This window comes from Leuconostoc lactis (assembly GCF_007954625.1).
Classification (GTDB): domain Bacteria; phylum Bacillota; class Bacilli; order Lactobacillales; family Lactobacillaceae; genus Leuconostoc; species Leuconostoc lactis_A.
The window spans coordinates 1,349,995-1,370,633 of record NZ_CP042420.1 but is presented as its reverse complement, the minus strand read 5'-3'; the positions used below and the strand labels follow the sequence as shown (position 1 = coordinate 1,370,633).

Here is a 20,639-nt window from a genome sequence, read left to right as displayed (position 1 = left end):
CTCCTTTTTTAATAACGCTTTTCTTCTTTGACTATCCATATCAAACAACCACCAATCATTAAACAAACACCGGCAACTGCTAACATATTGGCCATTGATTGCCCCACCGCTGAAAAAATGGCAAAGCTGGCCACCGAGGCTACAATTTGGGGGATACAAATGAAGCAGTTAAACAAGCCCAAGTACACCCCATCGTGTTTGCCATCCAACGCATTGGTTAGGATCGTATACGGAATTGAAATCAACGCCATCCACCCAATACCGAACAAGCTAAAACCAATCAGTGATGATAAATGCGTATGCCCATACGCAACCACCAGGAAACCAACCCCACCAATGATTAAACTCAAGAAATAAGCCCATTGGCGCGTGCGATTGTTTAACCGTTGAAACGCAATACCCACAATAATTGCTACTAACGAATAAACTGCCTGTAAAATGCCAAACCAGTTACCAGCCGACTGATAACCTGCTGAGGCAGGATCAGAAACATGCCAAATATTTTCGGATAATGCCCCAGTTGAATAAGTCCACATATATGGAATACCAAACCAAACAAAGAATTCAACAATTCCCAGTGTCCAAAATACCTTTGGTGCGTGCTTTAGAATTGTTAGCAGTGATTCATGCGTTTTTGTGTCGGACTGATAGCCATGATAATCAGCTAAGGTCTTTGGATCATACTCCTTCACATTCATAATCGTGAAAATCGTTGAGAACAATAAAATTGCTGCAGCCACGTAGAATGAAATTTTAACGGAATCAGGCACAACGCCCCGTGATGCTGTATTGGCGACCCCAAATGCAGTCAAAATAAATGGAAAAACGAAAGCAATGACACCGCCTAAACTGCCCCAGATATTTTGTAAACTCCAGGCTTTATCGGTTTGGCGTGCATTGACCATGTCTGGAATCAGCATTTTAAACGGCTGCATCGACACATTGGCCGATAGATCCATGAATAGTACAGTCACCGCCCCAAACCACAAAGCCATCATGGATCCGTACCCAAATCCTAGTGACCCCGTATTGGGTAACAGGAGTAGGACAATCAAGGAAACCAAACAGCCACAAATCAAGTATGGTATTCGCCGTCCGAGTTTTGGCAACCAGGTTTTATCAGAGAAATAGCCAATTAATGGTTGCGTTACCATCCCTGCCAATGGCGGCAAGATGAAGAAAAACCCTAGCTTTGTTGGGTCAGCGCCTAAAGTCTGAAATATGCGACCCATATTACCAGTTTGCACTGAAAATGCGACTTGAACGCCAGCATAGCCAAAAGTCATCAGGAATAGCTGCATACTGGTGAGCATCGGCAGCTGTCCCCTGTTTTGCGTCGTACGATTCAACATAGTCACTCTCCTTTAAGTGATAATTTTGTCTAGTTGAGAACCCGACTACATTTAAGACTGCTAGCATGTTAAACATAATCTTTTTTGGATTTTGAGTAAACGTTTACGCACTTCGTATTGTAAACGCTTTCATTTTGTTTGTCAACCGACTTTACGCTATAATATGGATTATGGCTATTACAATTAAGGACATTGCAAATCGCGCCGGCATTTCAGCGGCATCCGTCTCACGAATTTTGACAAATCGTGGGCGTTTTAGTGCGGAAACAGCCCAGCGCGTCCGCCAACTCGCCGAAGAGATGGGTTATTATAAAAATCAATCGGCTGCCGATTTGTCACAAAAGGCAAGTCGCGTGATTGGCGTACTTGTCCCTGCAACACATACCAACTTTGCTGATGAAATTATTAAAGGTATGCAACGTCAAGCATTTGAACTGGAATATGAATTGTTAATTGTTTTTCTGGAAAATGATGTCCAGCACCAAATTAAAACGGTCAAATCATTGCTCTCACGACAATTGTTAGCTGTGGTGATGTTGGCGGTTGACCTTGAAACAGCTGTTTTTGATGTATTAATGACGGCTGACACACACCTTTTGAGTATTTCCAATCAATTAAATAATGGCATTACGTCTATTTCTTCTGATAATTATGCGATGATGCATACCATCGTTGATTATTTATATGATCAGGGGCATCGTCAAATCGCGTTAATTGGTGCCGCTGATCCAGACTCGGTAGTCGCGACGTTACGGCGTCAAGGCTTCATTGATGCACTAGCAAAACATGAGATTCATTATAATCCGGCCTTTATTTGGGGTATTGAAAATGCTTATCAGACCGGTCTTGAGACCATTCAAAATTTTGGCGTGCCATTACCCTTCACTGCAGTGATTGGATCTGCTGACATTGTTGGGATTGGTATTCTGAATAGTGCTAAAGATGCTGGCGTTAGTGTCCCTGATGACCTGTCAATTATCACCGTTGATGGTACGGATCTCACCCAGCTCACACGACCTCGTTTAACAGCCGTCCAACAAAATTTTATCCAAATGGGTGAACTGGCTATTACAACAATTGCCAACCAAGCACTCTCACCTCATACCATTATTTTTACAGATGTGGTATTGAAACCTGGTGACACAGTAGCAAAAATATAACATATAAACTTATGCAAATAAAAACCACAACTTAATTAAGTTGTGGTTTTTACTATGGCTTATCGATTGATTTGGCATCTTGATTTACTGTTGTATCATCAACATAAAAATGTTGATTAAGTACATACATACTATTTTTTCGATAAGCCTTTTCAGCACCCTCTTTAATAATTGCAATAATCTCCTCTAGCTTATCATGGTTCTAGTACATATTAAATTGTGCCTTAGAAATTAGAATCGTCGTTGCATGGCCATATCGTTTGTACGGCATCCATTCTAGCATATAATCATTATCATTCTCATAAACACCAAGAGGATACTTGTGTTTTTTCAAAGATTTAAACTGTTCATCAATCACATCCATATCTTGGATATCTATATTATTTATCTTTGTATATCGAAGGTACTTTAGGATTCTAAAATACTTATTGATCAACAGTGTCGTTAAAATTGTAACAACTACTGCCAAAAGTACCAGTATTATGTTCACCCACAAAGATTTTCGGATAAAAAGTGTTCCAATAACAAGGAGATCATATAATACCGCAATAACTAATCGACCAATCGCACGAAATTTTTGACCACGCATAAGATCATAAACTTCATCTCTTTTTTGTGAGTATTTTTCTATCATCTCAATGTCCTTACTACATTTAGTCAATCTACAATTTCATATCAACAAAGCTAGTATCTAAATTGTAGATGGTAATCATCAAAAGCACAAATCTATCGAACTAATCCTAACCCCAGCTCAATGACCACCAAAGTTCATGCCGAAACCAAATCCAAGCCCCATGTATTTATCGGCATATTTGAAATTTGTTATTTGAAGATAGAACGGTGCCACCTTCTGAGACAAGCTATTTTTCACAGCTAATGGTGTTAAACTATTTTTTAAATCAGCAACAATTTTAGGTAGATACTGGTGCTTTTCTAGTCTCGCTTTAGCAACTAGTAAAATTTGCCGTTCATCTTCACGAATACTACTATCTAAAATCAGGTCTGTTATTTGCGCTAACAAATCTGCTGATTCCTCTGTTGTAAAATCTTTTTGACGCATGTTACCCCCGTAATCTACTAAATCATTATACCATAATGAGAAATCTTATCATTGGAAACCAGTATAGTACACGCTCTAATGCCAACTTGATTATCAACCTGCATTCCCGTAAAATAATTTTTAAATTAGAAACCACAGAAAAGTATCATCTTAAAAAATATCGTGTTATCGATAACCGTAGCGCACAAGAATAAAGGACAGGCATCATATGAAAGCTATACTCACGTCATTGTTAAACCAAACAAACGCGACATATTCTGATCAGCAATGTGCATGGTTAGTAACACATATCGGTGATCTTGATAGTGATATAAGAGACCAATTAGTGTTTAACTCATTCTGTCATAGTTTTTTAGATCATTGCTTCACCAACGAACAAATGCGACGCATTGCTGATGATGTCACTACAAAGCAATTGCTGTTCTTTGGGATTACAGGGCAAAACAAAGATGACATCTACACCAGAACTTTTACAGCCCTACTCGGTAGCCTTATGCTACACGTAGATAACGAAAATGCCTTTTTATCTGACTTTGAAAGACAAACATGGTTAGCCTGGTCAATAACATACTTAAATACTGAAGATGATTGGCGCGGATTTACTCAGGAACACGGTTGGGCGCATGGCATTGCACATGGTAGTGATTTACTTACCGAAGCAGCAACACACCCATCATTTAGTTCAATTCAACTAAAACAAGCATTAGATGCTATTAAAAATGTGCTATATAAGCAAACTAGTCCCTTTTTAGACGACGAAGAAGAAAGGTTAGCAAGGGTTATTTTAGCTGTTTCATCAAATCGTAAAACTGATCATCACCATACGTTAAACTTTATAAAGCAATTAAATGATGAGTTGTGGTCACAGTATCATGAATTAGATGCTAATAACGCGGCATACTATCGCCTATCTGCTTGGAAGCGAATCTTAATGACATTGTATTTTAACGACACGACATTCCAAGTGGCTATCAAACCAATGATTACACAGTATTTTGCCGAGATGGGGATGTCATGATACTACAGAGACCATTTACCTATTGTCAAATTTAAGAATACGGAGAACCCCAATGACCCCAGAAGCATTATTCGAAAAAGCTAAAAAAGCTAACGCAATCCCCGAAAACGCCACGCTGCAATCAGCGTTCCAATTTGGCGTTGATTCCGATGAGTTAGCTGACCTTGTTCTAAGTGGTGTCAAAACGGCCACTACCAGTGCGCTTGATTTATATCAAGACGATGACCCGTTACCACAAACAGGTGCCTATGATGTGGTCTTAGATAGCCAAAATCAGGCGGTTTGCGTGATCAAAAATGATTGTGTCGTAGCCACAAAATACCTTGATGTTGATGCCAAACATGCCTATCTTGAAGGCGAAGGTGATCGTAGTTTAGCCTATTGGCGTAACGTTCATCATGCATTTTTTGTTGAAGAGTACCAATCTGAAGGTCGCGTATTTGATGAACAAAATGCTAATATGCTCCTAGAAACCTTTCACGTCGTGTACCCCACAACATGATAGGACAGCATAAAAAAAGCAACGATTGTAATCGTTGCTTTTTTTGCTTAATATTCGTGGCGGCGATAGTAATAATTTGGCCGTCGCAGTAACTTAACAATCAAAATAACAATCACAATGACTAGAATCAAAACTACCCAGCCGGCATAGCCGCCTGATTGCGTCTGCATTTGCCCATTTTGATCATAATAAGTGTTGCTACCAAAGCCAAACATGGTATGCCATAAAGAATTTCCCATATGGTTTCCAATTGCCCAGCCAGCACCCCAACCAATGCCGCGCGTTAAACTACGCCCAAAGTCAGACATCACACCATTTTGTCGTGATTGTGTCCGATAAGATTGATAACGTGTGTTTGAATTGGTATTACGGTTGATACGGTATTTATTGTTATAGGTATTAGCATTTGGTGTTTGCGTTTGTGGTCGTTGATAGCTTCTAAACGTCGACCCTGGATTGGAGCGTGTTGTTGTACGGCTACCACCGGTTGCACGCCCACTACCGCTAAAACTACGTGCTGCCGCGTTATCTGGGGCAATCGCAAATAATGGTGCAATCAATAATACTAGCCATAACTTGGCCATGTGATGTGTGATACGTTTCAATTTTTTCTCCTAATTACCAAACAATTTTTGCAGGAAGGATTTTTTCGGATCGCCAGTCGCTGATGCTGTTGCCCGGACTTTATCATAGCTAAAATGGTCATAACTATCGGATGTCATGTAATTTTCTAATGATGCAAAAGCATGTGGCGAATAAATCACAATATCCCAGCCCAGTTGATGAAACATATTATAAGCAACGACATCTTCAAATGTGATTTCACCCATGGACTCTTGATGTACCACAGCTAGTAATGGCACTTCCTTTGGGTAATCCACTTCAAGACTCATTTCTAATAACTCTTTTGGTAGGTCTAACAAAACCGATAAAACAGTTTGCTGATTTTCAGTCGTCTGCGGGACACTAATTGGCCAGTCATTGAGTAATGCCACAATGGCTTCAGCAATTTTATCTTGCAGTAGTTTGTTTAATACCTGATACGCCCAAGCATCAGATTGTTGCACCGTTTGTGGCGTCAAGTTGGCCATAATGGCATCAAAGTCTGCTAATGAAATGCGCCAATCACTTGCGGTCATGTGTCGTGTTACCAACGCCTGCAAACCTGTAGTATCGCGAATGCTGTCGAGGTGTTGCCAATATGGCTTTTCATTCGTTGGCAAGCCGTCAACTTTAGCAAAAACTGTCGGGATCGTGATGGTTTCCTGCGTATCATCTTGTTCAAATCCCGTCCGAATCATCGCCGGCATCTCGAGTAAAATATTGAGTTCAGCCAAGGTCGTTTCAATCCGCACAACATCCATCTGATAAGCTTTTGTAGCAAAATCGCCTTGTAGCAATGCACTATTATTTGAGGCTTCAAGCAACTCATCTTGTGCCTGCCGTGCCAATGTTTTAACTGTTTTCTTGCCCATTATCTGTTACCTTCACATCATTAACGGCTGCTTTAAAATCAGTCATCATTTTGGCCATTTGTTCACGTGACGCTTCACGTTTTTTAGCATTCTCTTGTTCAATCGTTTTCGTCTCTTGAACGGCATTGAGGATTGTTGTGACAATGCTTTGCATGTCTTCAACAGAAACTGTTGGTTGCCCACTTGATTCCAAAATGAATTTATTATTGACAGCCAAACGTTCTGCGTTTTTCTTCATCAAATCGGCGGTCGCTTGCTTTTGTGCATTCAAGCCTTGTTGCGCATAATTCCCCTGCAATGCCGTCACGGCTTGTACCAAGCCAGTCTGCAAAGCCGGAATTGTATTAATAAAGGCTGCATGATACTGCTGAATTAAATTCAGATTATTATCTTGCGTTTGTTTGATTTGTGGCGCTGTAATCGTGGCCATTGCTTTCGCTTGCTCCAAATCAAACGCGCGTTTATCCAACACCTCGGCGACTTGTTGCAGTTTTGGCAAAGCAATTTGTGCTGCTTCATCCCCAGCTTGTGCCGCTAATAACGTGTTTTGCACTGTCATAGCTTGACGGTTACGCAAAATGTAAATCAAGGCAATATACTGATCCAAATTCTTAGCATAGGCCGCATTGGCACTAGCGAGTTGATCCATATCATCAACACGCTTTTGAATCGTGTTTTCATAGGACTTCAGCGCCACAAATAACGCATTGACCTCGCTACCAATTGATTGGTATTTGGCAACACGTGCTTTAAGCGTGGCTTCAGCGCGACGGAACAAAGCCTTTAGCCCACGCTCTTGGTCTAGTTTCAATTCTTTAAACTCAATTTGCTTGGTTAATTTGACCAACGCGTCTAAAACTTTCGTCGACCCAATCGTATCAGCAACCGTCAGTTTATCCAGCAACTGACCAGCAATCCCAGACATTTTGTCAGCTGGTTCTTTCCCTAAATCATATAAAGCAACTGTGTCCGTTAAATCGATACCGTCAGCGATCTTAATCACTTCAGGATCAGCCATCAGTTCTTTGGCACGCGTTGATTGTGGTTCAAATTGATTGTAATGTGGTTCAACAGTTGGTGTATCAACTGAAAATAAGTTTGACATGCAGGTACGTCCTTTGTGCATTTTTGAATTGCTTTATTATACAATTTTTGTGATAGACAATTCAACCGTACCTAGCCATCATATTTATCATCTACTGATTAAAAACAACGATTTAATTATCAAATACAATTAAAAATCATGGTATGCTAAGTGTGTTTAAAGGAGTATGAAAATGACGATTCAAACGACATTACTGATTATTGGTGGGAGTGACGCTGGCATATCGGCGGCTTTACGTGCTAAAGAACTAGCACCAGACACCGACGTTACCCTACTGTTAGCGGATAGCTATCCAAACTTATCGATTTGCGGTTTTCCCTACGCTTTTAGTGGTGAAGTCCCTAGTTGGGAACACTTGCGCCACCGCACCCTGGCTGATTTAGAAGCAACTGGTGTTAATTTTCACTTAGAAACCACGGTTAATGCGATTGATCCAGCAGCCCATCGGGTGACAACCAACCGCGGTGACTTTGTATATGAGAAGCTGATTGTTGGTACGGGCGCATTGCCAGAAACCAGTCACATTAAAGGCGTTGACAATGCCTTTGTCTTGCATGACATGGCCGACTACTTTGCCATTGATCAACACGTGACGACCACGACACCCAAAACAGCTGCGATTGTTGGCGCCGGTTATATTGGGATTGAAATGGCCGAAGCATTGGTCAAACGCGGGGTGCAAACGACACTTTACCAGCGTGGACCTGAAATTCTTTCGACCATGTCGCCTGACATGAGCCGCTTACTGCACGACACGTTACGTGAAAATGGTGTTGACGTTGTGACTGACTATACCGTATCAGAGATAACATCTGATGGCGTCGTGATTGGGGACCAAGCAGCTGCATTTGATCTCGTTCTCGTCGTCACCGGCGTAAAACCTAACAGCACTCTCCTCGCCCATGCTGGTGCCGAATTGGCTGAAAACGGTGCCGTTATGGTCAATGATTTCATGCAAACCAATCTTGAAGATGTGTACGCTGCGGGTGACTTGACGATTACCAAGCATCGCCTGTTAGGCACGACCTATCTGCCATTAGGCACGACAGCCCATAAACAGGGTCGAATTGCTGGTGCGCATGCCGTTGGCTTAGCAACCCCATTTCAAGGCATTGTCGGTAGCCAAGTCCTCAAAGCATTTGACAAAGTAGCCGTGCGGACGGGCTTGTTACCGGATGAGGCCACACAGGCTGGTTTCACACCACTGAGTGTCACCAGTGTAGTCGATGACCATAAGGCTTACATTCCTGGCGCTACCAAAATCACCATCCAGATTACTGGCGATCAACATACTGGTCAATTACTGGGTGCACAACTGATTGGCCAATTTGGCTCAGAAGTCGCAAAGCGGTCAGACGTTTTGTCCAGCGCAATTTTCAACAAGATGACTGTGAGTGCGGTCAGTGACTTGGATTTGTCTTATTCACCGCCAATTGCTGCCCCTTGGGATGCCATCCAACAGGCCACTCAAGCTTGGGAACAAGCGTGGCGAGCAGCACAAAAGCAAGCATAAGAGCACCTTTTTGTATGAGGAGAACGTGACATGTTGCAATATATTCAATCGTTTATCACGGTTTATCAAGTTCGGAGCTTTACTAAAGCCGCAGACCAATTATTCATCAGTCAACCGAGTGTTTCGTCCCATATTAAACATTTAGAAGCCGCCTTAGGCGTCGATCTGTTTACACGTGGTAAAAAATCAGAGGTACAACGGACCGCAGCAGCTGATTTATTTTACCCGCAAGCACAAAAAATACTCACCGATTGGCAACAGGCACAAAAGTTCTTCTCAAACCGTGACAATGCGACCGAAAAAGTCGCGCTTAAGATTGGTGCCTCGCACTTTTCAGCGCTAACGTTGGTCCCTCATTTGATACCGGCACTCACACAATTACCGGTTCAACTTACGGTGGAAATGCGTAATTCACAAGACTTGATGCAACAAATCGCGCAAGGCACAGTTGATTTTGCCTTTGTCGAACAACCGGTCATGGATTCGAGTCTATCGGTTGTGCCACTTATGACGGACCAATTAGTGCTGGCCGGCAGTGGTGATACCTGGTTGCTCCGTGAAATCGGCGCCAGTGCCCGTGCGCATATGGATCGCTATTTTGCCCAACACGGGTTACCAGACAACTACCTCAGTATCACAAGCACCGATGTTATGTTAGCGCTCTTGCGGGCTGGTTTTGGGAAAACAATCATTTCGCAAAAATTAATTGCTGATCACATCCCCTATGTCCCACTTGATGAGAGCTTCCAACGCCCCGTCAACTTGATTTATCGCGCACCACTGGATGCCCTTAAAACCAGCGTACTAGAAACAATCACGCAAACCCTTACAACCAACTTTGAAACGCAATAGTGTTAAAATAAAGCTATTCTAACCAATAGGTGTTGTCATCATGAATTCAGAGAAAAAATTAAAGATTTTAGATATTATTTTAGCGAGTCTGATAGCACTCATGTTGCTGGTTGTCATGGGTTTGGTCATCTTTCAACCTGCCGACCACAAACTCGTATTGATTATTGTCGCCCTATTAGCGTTGGTGTTGATTGCGCTATCCACTTATCGCTACTGGCTCGCTTATCCTGAACAAACAGGTATAAAAGCGCCCTTGTTTGTGCCTAAAGCTATTGGCTTGGGCTGGTCGATCAATCCACGTAATCCGATTGGCATGGCGCTCACAGTAGTTATTGTGATCTTTCTAGTTGTTGTGTTTGGTGTTGCCTTACTTAAATAATTAATCATTACAATGACTAAAAAGGCCCTGTTTTGTGTTGTACCCCGAAAGTTAAAACAACTTTCGAGGTTTTTTCATTTTCAAAATCTGCTACTTTAGTGATCACTTTAAGTGTAAGGTTAGCTTTGTTTCTTTTTAATTGAATTAGTAGGTTAGACATACTCAATATCTTCTATTCTTTTTAGAACTTCGTCAGTCACGTTTTCGTAACCTGTAAATACCCTCATGTCGTGTTTACCAGTAATACCATATCTTTTAATACGTTGCATTGCGGGTATTTTAGGGTCAAGGATATTACTTTTTTTAAAGTCCTCGGTAGTATTAACAATTATGGCTTCATCTACTGGTGCGCCAGCTTGTATTAATACGGCCAAAATACCAATTAACTCAAGTCTTGAATCTCCGTAAGTATTGATAACCTTGTCTTGAATGTATTGAATGAACGCCTCAGCACCAGCAAAACTGGCTTCGTGAGTTTGCATAACAGTCAAACTGTAATCAGATGCGTATAGTGCACTGTCAGTGATTAATGATATTGTTGGTGGAATTTCGATAGTTACTTAATACAAATTCACATTCTTTAATTATATAAGAATAAAGTGTTAGTATTATGGTGTTACGATTAAGCTTTATATTGTTTTAACAAGATTCGGATTACCAATGGAGGGGTCTTTCTATGATAAAACAACATTCGTCAATTGGAATAATCATTTTGATGATATTGGGTGGGATTTTATTTGCAATTCGCGATAGTGAACTTCCTATTTGGATTTTTGCAATAATTGCCATTACTATGGTTTACATTTCTGCAAAGATGCTGAGTATTGTGCGCTCTTAGAAAATTATTATGAAAGAGAATAGTCATCAACAAAGACAGCAGACACGTACCCGATAATTATTTGACAAAAAAAGCAGTAACTACTATTTATGTAGTTACTGCTTTTTATTATCAGGTAAATTCGTATCTTATCTCTCCCACATCGATTACTGATGCTGAGCCATTAATTCCCCAACTGTTGTGACATGCCACTGAATTAATCATACACATTATGTTATCCATCACTGACCTTTAATCGCATCATACGTTGTTCTTGTCCAACCATATATTAAACGTTAACAACAAAATTTACACCACGTTTAGCTGGCTTCATTATACACTTATTTCATCAAATTAATTGTTTTGTAGGCGTTATCCATGTATTATGGTAACAACATTAAGAAATCAGGTGATAAAATGATAAATCAACTAGATCAAACCATGCACGCATAATCCGTGTCCGTTCACTGCCGTTAGACACAATCGGCAATTGTTCGAGATGACCGACGACTTGGAACGTGACACCAGTTTTTCCGAGGTACAACAATCATGATTACCGCTAATAATCTCACGTTCAATTTCACAACTGAAGCGCTATTATTTGAAAACGTCAATTTTAAATTAAGCCCTAAGCAACGGGTTGCCTTAATTGGTGATAACGGATCGGGTAAATCCACCCTACTTAATTTACTGGTTAAAAACTTGATGCCAACAAGCGGCACCATCCAGTCAGATGGGTATACCCTGCTCGTCCCACAATTTTACGATGACAATACCCAAAATAGCCCAGGCGAAAGCCAACGTCAACGCTTGCAGCACGCATTTTCTCAACGACTAGACGTCTTACTACTCGATGAGCCAACCTCAAACTTAGATCAAGCGGGCATCCAATATTTAGTCAACCAACTAAAACATTTTAAAGGTATCGCGGTAGTTGTTAGCCATGATGCAGCATTCTTGGCCAAAATCGCCACTGCCGTATTAGTGATTGACCAAAAAAATATAACCTTTTATCCCACCGATTTTGCGACCTTTCAGCAACTGCAAGCCAATAAAATCCAGCAACAATATGCGCAATACGAGGTTGCCCGAAAACAAAGACAGCAACAACTCGCCTCACTGGCCCGCATGCAGGAAAAAGCGACGAATGCCAAAAAGGCCAAAAAGGTTTCCAATTCTGAGAAAAAAGCGATTGGTTTAGCTGGCCGAAAGGATAAAGTTCAAAATGGCTTAGAGAAAAAAGTTAAAAAAATACGTGCTGATATCCAGCAAACTGCTCACGGTAAACCATTTGAAAAGATGGGCCTTAAATTACTCACGACCTATCAGCAGCCCAAAAGGATCATGCAAAACGTGACGTTGGATCGCTTAATACGTGATGACCTCGTATTAATTGACAATCCAATTAACATCCGCCTCCAATCTGGTGAAGTGGTAGCAATCCTTGGGGCCAACGGCGCGGGTAAATCAACGTTACTCAAGGCGATTTTTCACGATGTGATGCAAAAACGGCACCGCGTGAATTATTTTCATCAAAATATCCAAAGCCAATTCAACGCTGACCAACCATTACTGCCACAACTACAGGCAATGTCGGGGATGAACCTACAAGTCATCCGCGATGTCTGTGGCGCACTGGGTATCCGTTCAGACATTTTGAGCAGATCCCCAAATACATTGAGCGGTGGACAACTTTTGAAAGTGCAATTAGCTTTAAATTTGATGATGCCCTTTGACATCTTATTGTTAGATGAACCAACCAATTACTTAGACTATGATGGTGTATTGGCCTTGACTAACTTCATCAACGATTCTCAAGCAGCAATTGTCTTGGTGTCTCACGATGAAGCGTTTGTTAAGCAAACCGCCACCCAATCTTTTATTATCCAAGAGCAAAATTGGATCGATTATTTAACCTACGATGATTATTTTAACGTGACCAACTAAAAACGGTTAGAACTTAATCTAACCGTTTTTTTGCGTTATCATCACATATGTTGCTTAATCTAGTGTTTGACCACCACTCGCAATAACTTCTCGATACCAATAAAAGCTATCTTTTTTGAGTCGTTGCCCTGAGCCTTCGCCCATATCGTCAAGATCGACATAAATATAGCCATAACGCTTCTTCATTTCGCCAGTACCAGCTGACACAATATCAATTGGTCCCCATGATAAGAAACCAATCACGTCAACGCCATCCAGTACAACTGCCTTTTCCATTTCACGAATGTGCTCACGGAGATAGTCAACACGATATGGGTCGTGAATTGTCCCATCGGCTTCGATTGTGTCATAAGCCCCAATCCCGTTTTCAACGATCATGATCTTTAATCCAGGATACAATTCGTTCATTTCATTCAAAGTGAAACGCAAGCCTTGTGGATCAATTCCCCAATCCCAATCATTGGTTTTAATGTAATCGTTCTTAACGATTTCAAAGTTACCGAAGTCTTCCATTTCGGCATCTTTGTCCGCAACTGCGCGAACAGTTGTCGAGTTGTAATAGGAAATGGCCATATAATCAACCACCCCTGCCTTCAGATCTTCACGGTCTTGGTCGGTAATATCTGGTCGGAACCCTGAACGTTCAAAGAACTTTTCCATATCACTTGGATATTCACCGCGGACATGTACATCCATCATCCAGTCACGCGCCTGACGTGCTTTTTGCCAAGCCAACATATCTGCTGGACTTGGTGTGGCAGGATAAAATGGTGCCACATTGGCCATCCCACCAATCACGAAGTCTGGATTAATCTCATGCCCAATCTTAACCGCCCGTGCAGAAGCCACTAACTCATAATGCCCTGCTTGCACCATCGCTTCTTGCTTATCTTTCAATGTCGCCTGTTCATCAAAGCGAATACCTGAATTTGTCCAAACTAAGAATTGATAGATTGGGTCATCTGAAATAGCAGTTTGGTTGGAAATTTCATTGTGTGTCATCCAGTAAGTCACCTTGTCACGGTAGCGCTTAAACACCACTTCCGCATATCTGACAAACAAATCAATGACTTGACGATTTGACCAGCCCCCATAAGCTTCAACTAAGTGATAAGGCATTTCAAAATGCTGTAACGTAATCACTGGTTCAATGCCGTGTTTATGCATTTCGTCAAATAAGTCGTCATAGAAGGCTAAACCAGCTTCGTTTGGTTCGGCATCATCCCCATTAGGGAAAATTCGCGTCCAAGCAATCGAAGTCCGAAAGGCTTTAAAGCCCATTTCTGCCATGAGGGCTAAATCTTCTTTGTACGTATCGTAAAATTCAATCCCGTGATGGTTAGGGTAATTCAACCCTTCAACCACACCGTCAGTAATTTGGCGTGGTAAATTGTGCGCGCCAGCGGTCAGCACGTCAGCGATACTAACACCTTTTCCGCCAGCCTGCCATGCACCTTCAGCTTGATGCGCGGCAATTGCGCCACCCCATAAAAAGTCTTGATTCAATTGATACGTTTCTTTTGACATGTGTATTTTTCTCCTTAGCCTGCCTGGCGTTCGTAAAGCGCAATAATTTCAACTGCTAGATCTCGGAAGGTAATGCCATTCATTAAGTGGTCTTGCGCATGTAACATATACAGATCAACTTCAATGTGTTCCCCTTGTGCCGCTTTCGTCAACATATCCGTTTGGATATCATGTGCTGCTTTAAGGGCTTCATCGGCTGCTTGTATTTCAGTACGTGCGCCTGCAAAATCACCAGTCTTAGCCAATTGAATGGCTTGAAACGCGTGTGATTTCGCATCACCACCATTCAAGATTAAGCCCATAATGACAACCATTCGTTCATCATTCATATCACTTAACCCATGATCTTTTCCGCAGTTGCCAAAACATTATCGCCCTTCATCATGCCATAATCCATCATATTGATAACATCCATTGGGACACCAGCTGCATCGGTCTTTGCTTTAACCTCATTCTTTAAGTAAGCCACTTGTGGTCCGAGTAATAACACATCTGGATGACGTTGTGACAAGGCATTGTCAACATCAGATGTAGATGTTGCAAAAATTTCATAATCTTTCCCTTGTGCCGATGCTGCACTTTGCATCTTTGAAACAAGCATTGAGGTTGACATCCCCGCTGCACATGCTAACATAATTGTCTTTGTTGCCATCGTAATTCCCTACACTTTCTTTAATGCACAATGTAATCGCTTACATTTTATCCTAAATAACTTGTTCTAACTGATTAAAAATTAAACTGCCTTTTCCTGGGCAACCAAAATTTTGTCGTACTTTTGTGCAAATGGCCAATAAATTGGGATCGTGACTGCCAACATAAAGATTTGCCAAAGCATGACCTTCCAACCACCAACGATGAAACCAGAAATAATTGGTGGGGTTGTCCAAGGCACATAGACCCCATTTAATGGTGGAATGATGCCAAATTTAATCGCATAATACGTACTGAAACCAGTGACGACGGGTGCTAAGATGAATGGCACAACCATCACAGGATTCAACACCAGTGGGATTCCGAACAAAACGGGTTCGTTAATGTTGAAGAGTCCTGGCCCAATTTCTAATTTGGCCAGTGTTTTCATCTGCACTGACTTTGCGCCAATGATCATATACACCACCAAGCCAATTGTGACCCCAGCGCCAGTGACTGTGATAAACTGTTCGAAGAATGATTGGGTCACAATATGTGCGCCGTTGTCTAATGACAATTTCCCAGCTTGATACAACGTCAAGTTGTCCGCATTGTTACTAATCAACAAGGGTTGCATAATGCCTGAGACAATTGTTGAACCATGGACTCCGAAGAACCAAAGGAATACCGGGACTAAGGTAATCAACAATACCCCGAATGGGCCATCTGAAGCATGTTGCAGCGGTGTTTGGATAATGCGATAGATCCATTCTGCAAATGTGGTGTGCCCTAACTTCTGGAACAAACCGTACACAACTGTCGCACCAGTGATAATCGCAGCGGCCGGTACCAATGCTGTAAATGAAGCCGCCACGTTACTTGGCACTTGTTCTGGCAATTTAATCGTAATCCCTTTCTTCATGAACCAGGTATAAATCCAACCGACCAGCATTCCGATAATAATGGCTAAGATCATGCCTTTACCACCAAGCCAAGCTTTATCAATGGCATTTTCTGCCATCCAGTTAGTAGATGTCTTCGTCTTATCTAGGACATTGGCCACCGTTGTCACATGATTCGGTTGCAGGATAATATCCGTGACAATCGCTAATAATCCAGCTGGGACCCCATCATACCCTGAGTCATGCACCCACGAGTAAGTAATCCCAAAGACTGCAAACAGGGCCATGATCGCAAACGAGCCATTGTACGCTTGCATGAACCAATCATCAATGCCAATTTTCGTGAAATAGGCAGCTACGGGTTGATATGGGAATTGTCCCAAGATCAGAAAGATTGCCCCAACAATGATAAATGGAATTGGATATAGCATCCCATTTTTCATCGCCGTAATCGGGCGTGTATTCACAAACCTCATCACAACCGGAATCACTTTGTTGTTCAAAGTATCTGACATTTTTGCCATCTCGTCACCTTTTTTCTTAATTTTCCCTAAGTGTAAGCGGTTACATTTATATGATAACTTCAGTTTATCAGGGTGTTTTTAATTTGTCAAACAAATTTATATAATACAAAATTATATGACAAATTTAATTTTTCAGAGGTTGAAATCCATCACGACAACAAAAAAAGCTATCGTTTAAGATAGCTTTTTAACATGAGATTTATCGTGTTAGTCCAATGACTGTAAATTATAACGTTCAACCAAGTTAATTAACGCACTTGCATATGTTGGCGCTGTGGCATAACCAGCAGCTTGCAAACCAGTCGCCATCGCGATGTAATTTGGCGCATTAGTAACCCCATTGGCTGCGTAACGACTGTTAGCCAGTAAGAAATTAGTGTGATCTTGGAACGATGCCATTTGTGAACCATAAGCGCGGAATGGTGCCACAACCGTGACCCACTTACCGTTTTCAAATTCAGACGTGTTCATATTCACGACAGCACCAGTCCAACCAAAGCCTTTTTTGATGCCAAACAGGTTATGGTATGGCGCTGAAGCCAAAGCTGATTGGCCCCAACCACTTTCAAGAATCGCTTGGGCAACCGTCACGGATGCCAAAACACCTGTCCCTGCTGTTGCCGCTTGCGCATCAACAACCGCTGTCCGCAACCATGCGGCTTGCGCAGCACTTAAGCCAGCTGTTGAAACACCATTTGGTGCAGCAGGTTTTGAGACGGTCGGCGTTACTGGTGTTGGTGTTGATGTGGCTGTGCCGGCACCAGCAACTGGTGCGCCTGTTGTTTTCAAAACTTGCCCGACATAAATGGTGCTTGACAATTGCAAACCATTCAAAGACAGTAACGTCTGGACGTTCGTGCCTAACTTTGCTGCAATGCCATACAATGTGTCCCCTGACTTCACCGTGTAACTACCGTTCGTTGATGGCGTTCCCGTTGGGGTTGTATTAGTTGACGGTGCGTTTGGTGTTGTGACCGTGGCATTGTTAGCCTTTTGAATCGTTAGCTTTTGTCCAGGATAGATAATGGCTTGTAATGATAAGTTATTCCAGCTGAGCAAGTTCGCCAATGAAACACCGTTGGCCGCAGCGATTGCTGACAGAGTATCACCAGACTTAACGGTATAACCTGTTGTGCTTGGTGCCGTGTTCGTTGGTGCTCCTGCAGAAGGCTGGGTTGTATTTTGTGTATTATTTGAACCAGCGGCGTTAGACACCTTCAAAACTTGTCCCACGCGGATTGCATTCAAATTCGAAATTTGATTCAACGCGGCGATTTGGGCCAGATTCATCTTAAACTGGGCCGCAATTCTTGAGAGCGTATCACCGGCCTTAACCGTATAAGTTGTCGCATTATTAGTTGTGGGTGCAGCCGGCGCTGCTGGTTGCTGTGTTGGTGCAGCAGGTGCAGACGGTTGCGCGTGGTTAGTCGCCCCCGTTACCTTGAGTACTTGACCAACACGAATTAAGTTCGGGTTCGTGATGCCGTTTAACGCAGCCAACTGTGAGAGCGACATTTGGTGCGAAGCAGCAATCTTTGAGAGCGTATCACCAGACTGGACTGTATAGCTAGCAGCGTTAGATGCTGCTGGCTTTGAAGTGTTCGTCTGATTGGTGTTCGTATTGGTATTGGCTGTTGTGCCATTGACTTTTAACACTTGACCCACATTAATCGCGTTAACATTTGAAATTTGATTCAATGCCGCAATTTCCGCTACGCTCATCTTAAATTGCGCCGCAATCCGAGATAGCGTATCCCCAGACTTTACGGTATAAGTTGCTGCCGTAGTCGCTGGCGTTGCGGGTGCCGGTTTGTTAGCGTCTTCTTCACCCAACACTAACACATCCCCAGGATGAATAGTATCTGAATTCAAACGATTCAATGCTTTGAGTTGGCTCACACTTAAATTATGCTGTAAGCCAATGTCATACAACGTATCCCCTGGTTTGACACGATAAGTTGTGCTGGCAGAAGCGGTTGATGCCTGGACACCAACCATAGATGCCGCAACCGCACCTACTAACAAAGATTTTTTCATGCATTTTCTCTCTTTCAAACAAATTGACTATTAAATTATAACATATTTGATAAGATTGTTAAGAAAAATATAAGAAATTGTATTGCGTCTTGTGGTCAAAATAATTACAGTTCTGTTTCTGCTAACAATTTATACAAAAAAAATCACCGTCATAGGGTTGATTTAACGCGAAACGCAATCCTATGACGGTGATTTATTGACACTAAAATTTAATATGTCTTATGCTGTATATCAAGCTTCAATGGCTTTTTCATCTGCGGTATAGCCCTTTGCATGAGCGCGTGAGCGTAATTCAGCTTCAATAGATTCCAATGTACGATTACGGGTTTCAATCGTATACTTGTGAATAAACCAAATTGCGGCAAAACACATCACACCATAAATGATGAACAACTTTGCAATCCCTTGACCTTCAGCGTTCACAACGTGTGCGGGTGTGAAGGCAATGAGTAACATTGGAAATGACTGTGATACGCCGAAATTAGCTGTCCAGTTGATGACCGCACCAAATGAATTACCCAAACCTCGAATATTCAATGGGAAGGCTTCACCGATCATGACCCACATCACAGGACCCCATGTTGCTGAGAAAAAGGCGATATAAAGTGTCAAGGCGATGACACAAATCCATGAGCCAAGATTACCATGCCCAGCCTGCAAAAAGAGCATCGCCGTTGACATGATTAATAAGGAAGCGCCCATACCAATCGCACCGTAAGTCAACATCTTTTTACGATCAATTTTATCCATAATTTTAACCGCAATCGCTGTGACAATCACATTAAATACCCCAATCACAATATGTGATTGCAAGGCAAAGTGTTCACTAAATCCGGCTGAAATAAAGATTTTAGGTGCATAATACAAGACCGTGTTACATCCCATGATTTGCTGGAAAACAGCTAATCCAAAAGCCATAATCAATACCGGTCGTGGCATTGGTCCGAACAATTCTTTTAACCCACCTGACGGAATTGACGCTTGTAATTCAATATCACCAAGTTCTGCTGCGACTAATTTCGGATCACCATTCATAGTGAGCAAGACTTGTTTTGCCTCAGCAATCTTGCCTTTTCTCACCAGAAAACGTGGTGATTCTGGTAAAAAGAGTCCGCCGACGAATAGCAAGGCTGCTGGTATCGCAGCTAACCCCAGCATCCAATGCCAGCCAACATTTTGATCAAGACCAAGCCAGCCATTTGGTGACAGCCATTCGTTGGAGACATACGCCAAGAAAATCCCTGTCATAATCATTAATTGAAACAATGTCCCAATCCCACCACGTTTATCCGCTGGTGATAACTCCGCTAAATAAGTTGGAATTAAGGCTGATGCGGCACCAACCGCAATACCGAGTAGTACACGAGAAGCCACAAGTAATAAATAACTGCTGCCAATTCCCGACCCTAAGGCACCGACAAAGAAAATAATTGCTGAGATCAGCAACAGCTTCTTACGACCAAGCTTATCAGACAGCGGCCCAATAATGGCCGCCCCGACGATAGCACCCAATAAGACTGATGCGGTAACGAAGCCATCTTCAAATGAACCCGCTTGAATCCCCAATTCGTCCCCTATAAATAACATGGCCCCAGAAATGACGCCAGTATCATAGCCGAATAACAGGCCGCCTAAAGCGCCAAAAAAGTAAATAAAACGATTTGAAATGCGTTTGGTTCCCATCAGTGTTTCTCCTAATATGATTACTGTCTTTTATTGAAAGCGCTTCCAGAAAATATTATATCTTGGTTGGTTTAATAAATCAACTAACCATTTTAAAAGTTGTCTAAACCATGAGCAGAATAACCCCAAATCACGATCTCAAAACATCAAAAAAAG

The 20,639-nt window shown here is 42.1% G+C and carries 21 protein-coding genes; 7 read left to right on the top strand and 14 right to left on the bottom strand.

The features are described 5' to 3' along the window. Positions 1-8: 8 nt before the first annotated feature. The gene (locus tag FGL80_RS06780) at positions 9-1,352 is read right to left on the bottom strand and encodes an SLC45 family MFS transporter (protein ID WP_055307899.1); all 1,344 of its coding nucleotides are present in this window, start codon (positions 1,350-1,352) and stop codon (positions 9-11) included. Between the two features lie 170 nt (positions 1,353-1,522). Between FGL80_RS06780 and FGL80_RS06775 the strand changes: the two genes are divergently transcribed. After that, positions 1,523-2,512: a LacI family DNA-binding transcriptional regulator gene (locus tag FGL80_RS06775; protein WP_055307900.1), complete on the top strand. Its 990-nt coding sequence runs from the start codon at positions 1,523-1,525 to the stop codon at positions 2,510-2,512. Positions 2,513-2,714: 202 nt separating this feature from the next. On the opposite strand, the gene FGL80_RS06770 is transcribed toward FGL80_RS06775, so the two are convergent. Together FGL80_RS06770 and FGL80_RS06765 are read right to left on the bottom strand one after the other, a co-directional pair. Further along, positions 2,715-3,146, bottom strand: coding sequence for a hypothetical protein (locus tag FGL80_RS06770; protein ID WP_055307901.1), 432 nt, complete (start codon positions 3,144-3,146; stop codon positions 2,715-2,717). 117 nt (positions 3,147-3,263) lie between these two features. Further along, the gene (locus FGL80_RS06765; RefSeq protein ID WP_055307902.1) at positions 3,264-3,572 is read right to left on the bottom strand and encodes a bacteriocin immunity family protein; all 309 of its coding nucleotides are present in this window, start codon (positions 3,570-3,572) and stop codon (positions 3,264-3,266) included. A 208-nt stretch (positions 3,573-3,780) separates the two neighbouring features. Here FGL80_RS06765 and FGL80_RS06760 point away from each other — a divergent pair, with 208 nt between their 5' ends. Both FGL80_RS06760 and FGL80_RS06755 read left to right on the top strand, forming a co-directional pair. Next, positions 3,781-4,590, top strand: coding sequence for a DUF2785 domain-containing protein (locus tag FGL80_RS06760; protein WP_147001879.1), 810 nt, complete (start codon positions 3,781-3,783; stop codon positions 4,588-4,590). 52 nt (positions 4,591-4,642) lie between these two features. Next, complete coding sequence (locus FGL80_RS06755; RefSeq protein WP_055307904.1) at positions 4,643-5,092, top strand: ASCH domain-containing protein; 450 nt, start codon at positions 4,643-4,645, stop codon at positions 5,090-5,092. 47 nt (positions 5,093-5,139) lie between these two features. Here FGL80_RS06755 and FGL80_RS06750 read toward each other — a convergent pair whose 3' ends face one another. From FGL80_RS06750 to FGL80_RS06740, 3 genes are read right to left on the bottom strand one after another with little or no spacing between them, the layout of a single operon-like run. Continuing rightward, a complete protein-coding gene (locus FGL80_RS06750; protein ID WP_244297911.1) occupies positions 5,140-5,697 on the bottom strand; it encodes a hypothetical protein in 558 nt (185 codons plus the stop codon). Between the two features lie 9 nt (positions 5,698-5,706). Then, entirely contained in the window at positions 5,707-6,567 is an 861-nt protein-coding gene (locus tag FGL80_RS06745) for a YceG family protein (protein ID WP_055307906.1), read from the bottom strand. Beyond that, entirely contained in the window at positions 6,548-7,672 is a 1,125-nt protein-coding gene (locus FGL80_RS06740; protein WP_055307907.1) for a toxic anion resistance protein, read from the bottom strand. The genes FGL80_RS06745 and FGL80_RS06740 overlap by 20 nt, the downstream gene beginning before the upstream one ends. Before the next feature lie 172 nt (positions 7,673-7,844). Here FGL80_RS06740 and FGL80_RS06735 point away from each other — a divergent pair, with 172 nt between their 5' ends. Genes FGL80_RS06735 through FGL80_RS06725 form a run of 3 tightly spaced genes read left to right on the top strand, consistent with a single transcriptional unit; the run spans position 7,845 to position 10,416 of the window. After that, entirely contained in the window at positions 7,845-9,185 is a 1,341-nt protein-coding gene (locus FGL80_RS06735) for an FAD-dependent oxidoreductase (RefSeq protein WP_055307908.1), read from the top strand. A gap of 30 nt (positions 9,186-9,215) precedes the next feature. Beyond that, on the top strand, positions 9,216-10,037 hold the full coding sequence (locus FGL80_RS06730) for a LysR family transcriptional regulator (protein WP_055307909.1): 822 nt from the start codon (positions 9,216-9,218) through the stop codon (positions 10,035-10,037). 40 nt (positions 10,038-10,077) lie between these two features. Then, positions 10,078-10,416 carry a hypothetical protein gene (locus FGL80_RS06725; RefSeq protein ID WP_055307910.1) on the top strand — a complete coding sequence of 113 codons (339 nt, stop codon included), beginning with the start codon at positions 10,078-10,080 and terminating at the stop codon, positions 10,414-10,416. A gap of 152 nt (positions 10,417-10,568) precedes the next feature. Here FGL80_RS06725 and FGL80_RS06720 read toward each other — a convergent pair whose 3' ends face one another. Next, positions 10,569-10,898 (bottom strand): hypothetical protein, encoded by a 330-nt coding sequence (locus FGL80_RS06720; RefSeq protein ID WP_055307911.1) that lies wholly within the window; start codon positions 10,896-10,898, stop codon positions 10,569-10,571. Between the two features lie 732 nt (positions 10,899-11,630). After that, complete coding sequence (locus FGL80_RS09055) at positions 11,631-11,777, bottom strand: hypothetical protein (RefSeq protein WP_172792718.1); 147 nt, start codon at positions 11,775-11,777, stop codon at positions 11,631-11,633. Positions 11,778-11,782: 5 nt separating this feature from the next. On the opposite strand from FGL80_RS09055, the gene FGL80_RS06715 reads away from it, so the two are divergent. Then, entirely contained in the window at positions 11,783-13,180 is a 1,398-nt protein-coding gene (locus tag FGL80_RS06715; protein WP_147001877.1) for an ATP-binding cassette domain-containing protein, read from the top strand. Positions 13,181-13,234: 54 nt separating this feature from the next. Here the strand turns inward: FGL80_RS06715 and FGL80_RS06710 are convergent, their stop codons facing one another. The 6 genes from FGL80_RS06710 to FGL80_RS06685 form a co-directional block, all read right to left on the bottom strand. Then, a complete protein-coding gene (locus FGL80_RS06710; RefSeq protein ID WP_147001876.1) occupies positions 13,235-14,707 on the bottom strand; it encodes a 6-phospho-beta-glucosidase in 1,473 nt (490 codons plus the stop codon). 14 nt (positions 14,708-14,721) lie between these two features. Then, positions 14,722-15,036 (bottom strand): PTS lactose/cellobiose transporter subunit IIA, encoded by a 315-nt coding sequence (locus FGL80_RS06705; RefSeq protein WP_055307914.1) that lies wholly within the window; start codon positions 15,034-15,036, stop codon positions 14,722-14,724. A 5-nt stretch (positions 15,037-15,041) separates the two neighbouring features. Continuing rightward, positions 15,042-15,359: a PTS sugar transporter subunit IIB gene (locus FGL80_RS06700; protein ID WP_055307915.1), complete on the bottom strand. Its 318-nt coding sequence runs from the start codon at positions 15,357-15,359 to the stop codon at positions 15,042-15,044. A gap of 81 nt (positions 15,360-15,440) precedes the next feature. Further along, positions 15,441-16,754 (bottom strand): PTS sugar transporter subunit IIC, encoded by a 1,314-nt coding sequence (locus FGL80_RS06695; protein WP_055308114.1) that lies wholly within the window; start codon positions 16,752-16,754, stop codon positions 15,441-15,443. Positions 16,755-16,970: 216 nt separating this feature from the next. Beyond that, positions 16,971-18,800 carry a LysM peptidoglycan-binding domain-containing protein gene (locus tag FGL80_RS06690; RefSeq protein WP_055307916.1) on the bottom strand — a complete coding sequence of 610 codons (1,830 nt, stop codon included), beginning with the start codon at positions 18,798-18,800 and terminating at the stop codon, positions 16,971-16,973. 231 nt (positions 18,801-19,031) lie between these two features. Then, positions 19,032-20,483: a sugar porter family MFS transporter gene (locus tag FGL80_RS06685; protein WP_055307917.1), complete on the bottom strand. Its 1,452-nt coding sequence runs from the start codon at positions 20,481-20,483 to the stop codon at positions 19,032-19,034. Positions 20,484-20,639: the final 156 nt, after the last annotated feature.

Excerpts from the sequence above, each read along its gene's own strand:
- FGL80_RS06780 (WP_055307899.1), bottom strand. The coding sequence starts at position 1,352 with ATGTTGAATCGTACGACGCAAAACAGGGGACAGCTGCCGATGCTCACC.
- FGL80_RS06775 (WP_055307900.1), top strand. The coding sequence starts at position 1,523 with ATGGCTATTACAATTAAGGACATTGCAAATCGCGCCGGCATTTCAGCG.
- FGL80_RS06770 (WP_055307901.1), bottom strand. The coding sequence starts at position 3,146 with ATGATAGAAAAATACTCACAAAAAAGAGATGAAGTTTATGATCTTATG.
- FGL80_RS06765 (WP_055307902.1), bottom strand. The coding sequence starts at position 3,572 with ATGCGTCAAAAAGATTTTACAACAGAGGAATCAGCAGATTTGTTAGCG.
- FGL80_RS06760 (WP_147001879.1), top strand. The coding sequence starts at position 3,781 with ATGAAAGCTATACTCACGTCATTGTTAAACCAAACAAACGCGACATAT.
- FGL80_RS06755 (WP_055307904.1), top strand. The coding sequence starts at position 4,643 with ATGACCCCAGAAGCATTATTCGAAAAAGCTAAAAAAGCTAACGCAATC.
- FGL80_RS06745 (WP_055307906.1), bottom strand. The coding sequence starts at position 6,567 with ATGGGCAAGAAAACAGTTAAAACATTGGCACGGCAGGCACAAGATGAG.
- FGL80_RS06740 (WP_055307907.1), bottom strand. The coding sequence starts at position 7,672 with ATGTCAAACTTATTTTCAGTTGATACACCAACTGTTGAACCACATTAC.
- FGL80_RS06735 (WP_055307908.1), top strand. The coding sequence starts at position 7,845 with ATGACGATTCAAACGACATTACTGATTATTGGTGGGAGTGACGCTGGC.
- FGL80_RS06730 (WP_055307909.1), top strand. The coding sequence starts at position 9,216 with ATGTTGCAATATATTCAATCGTTTATCACGGTTTATCAAGTTCGGAGC.
- FGL80_RS06725 (WP_055307910.1), top strand. The coding sequence starts at position 10,078 with ATGAATTCAGAGAAAAAATTAAAGATTTTAGATATTATTTTAGCGAGT.
- FGL80_RS06720 (WP_055307911.1), bottom strand. The coding sequence starts at position 10,898 with ATGCAAACTCACGAAGCCAGTTTTGCTGGTGCTGAGGCGTTCATTCAA.
- FGL80_RS06715 (WP_147001877.1), top strand. The coding sequence starts at position 11,783 with ATGATTACCGCTAATAATCTCACGTTCAATTTCACAACTGAAGCGCTA.
- FGL80_RS06710 (WP_147001876.1), bottom strand. The coding sequence starts at position 14,707 with ATGTCAAAAGAAACGTATCAATTGAATCAAGACTTTTTATGGGGTGGC.
- FGL80_RS06705 (WP_055307914.1), bottom strand. The coding sequence starts at position 15,036 with ATGAATGATGAACGAATGGTTGTCATTATGGGCTTAATCTTGAATGGT.
- FGL80_RS06700 (WP_055307915.1), bottom strand. The coding sequence starts at position 15,359 with ATGGCAACAAAGACAATTATGTTAGCATGTGCAGCGGGGATGTCAACC.
- FGL80_RS06695 (WP_055308114.1), bottom strand. The coding sequence starts at position 16,754 with ATGTCAGATACTTTGAACAACAAAGTGATTCCGGTTGTGATGAGGTTT.
- FGL80_RS06690 (WP_055307916.1), bottom strand. The coding sequence starts at position 18,800 with ATGAAAAAATCTTTGTTAGTAGGTGCGGTTGCGGCATCTATGGTTGGT.
- FGL80_RS06685 (WP_055307917.1), bottom strand. The coding sequence starts at position 20,483 with ATGGGAACCAAACGCATTTCAAATCGTTTTATTTACTTTTTTGGCGCT.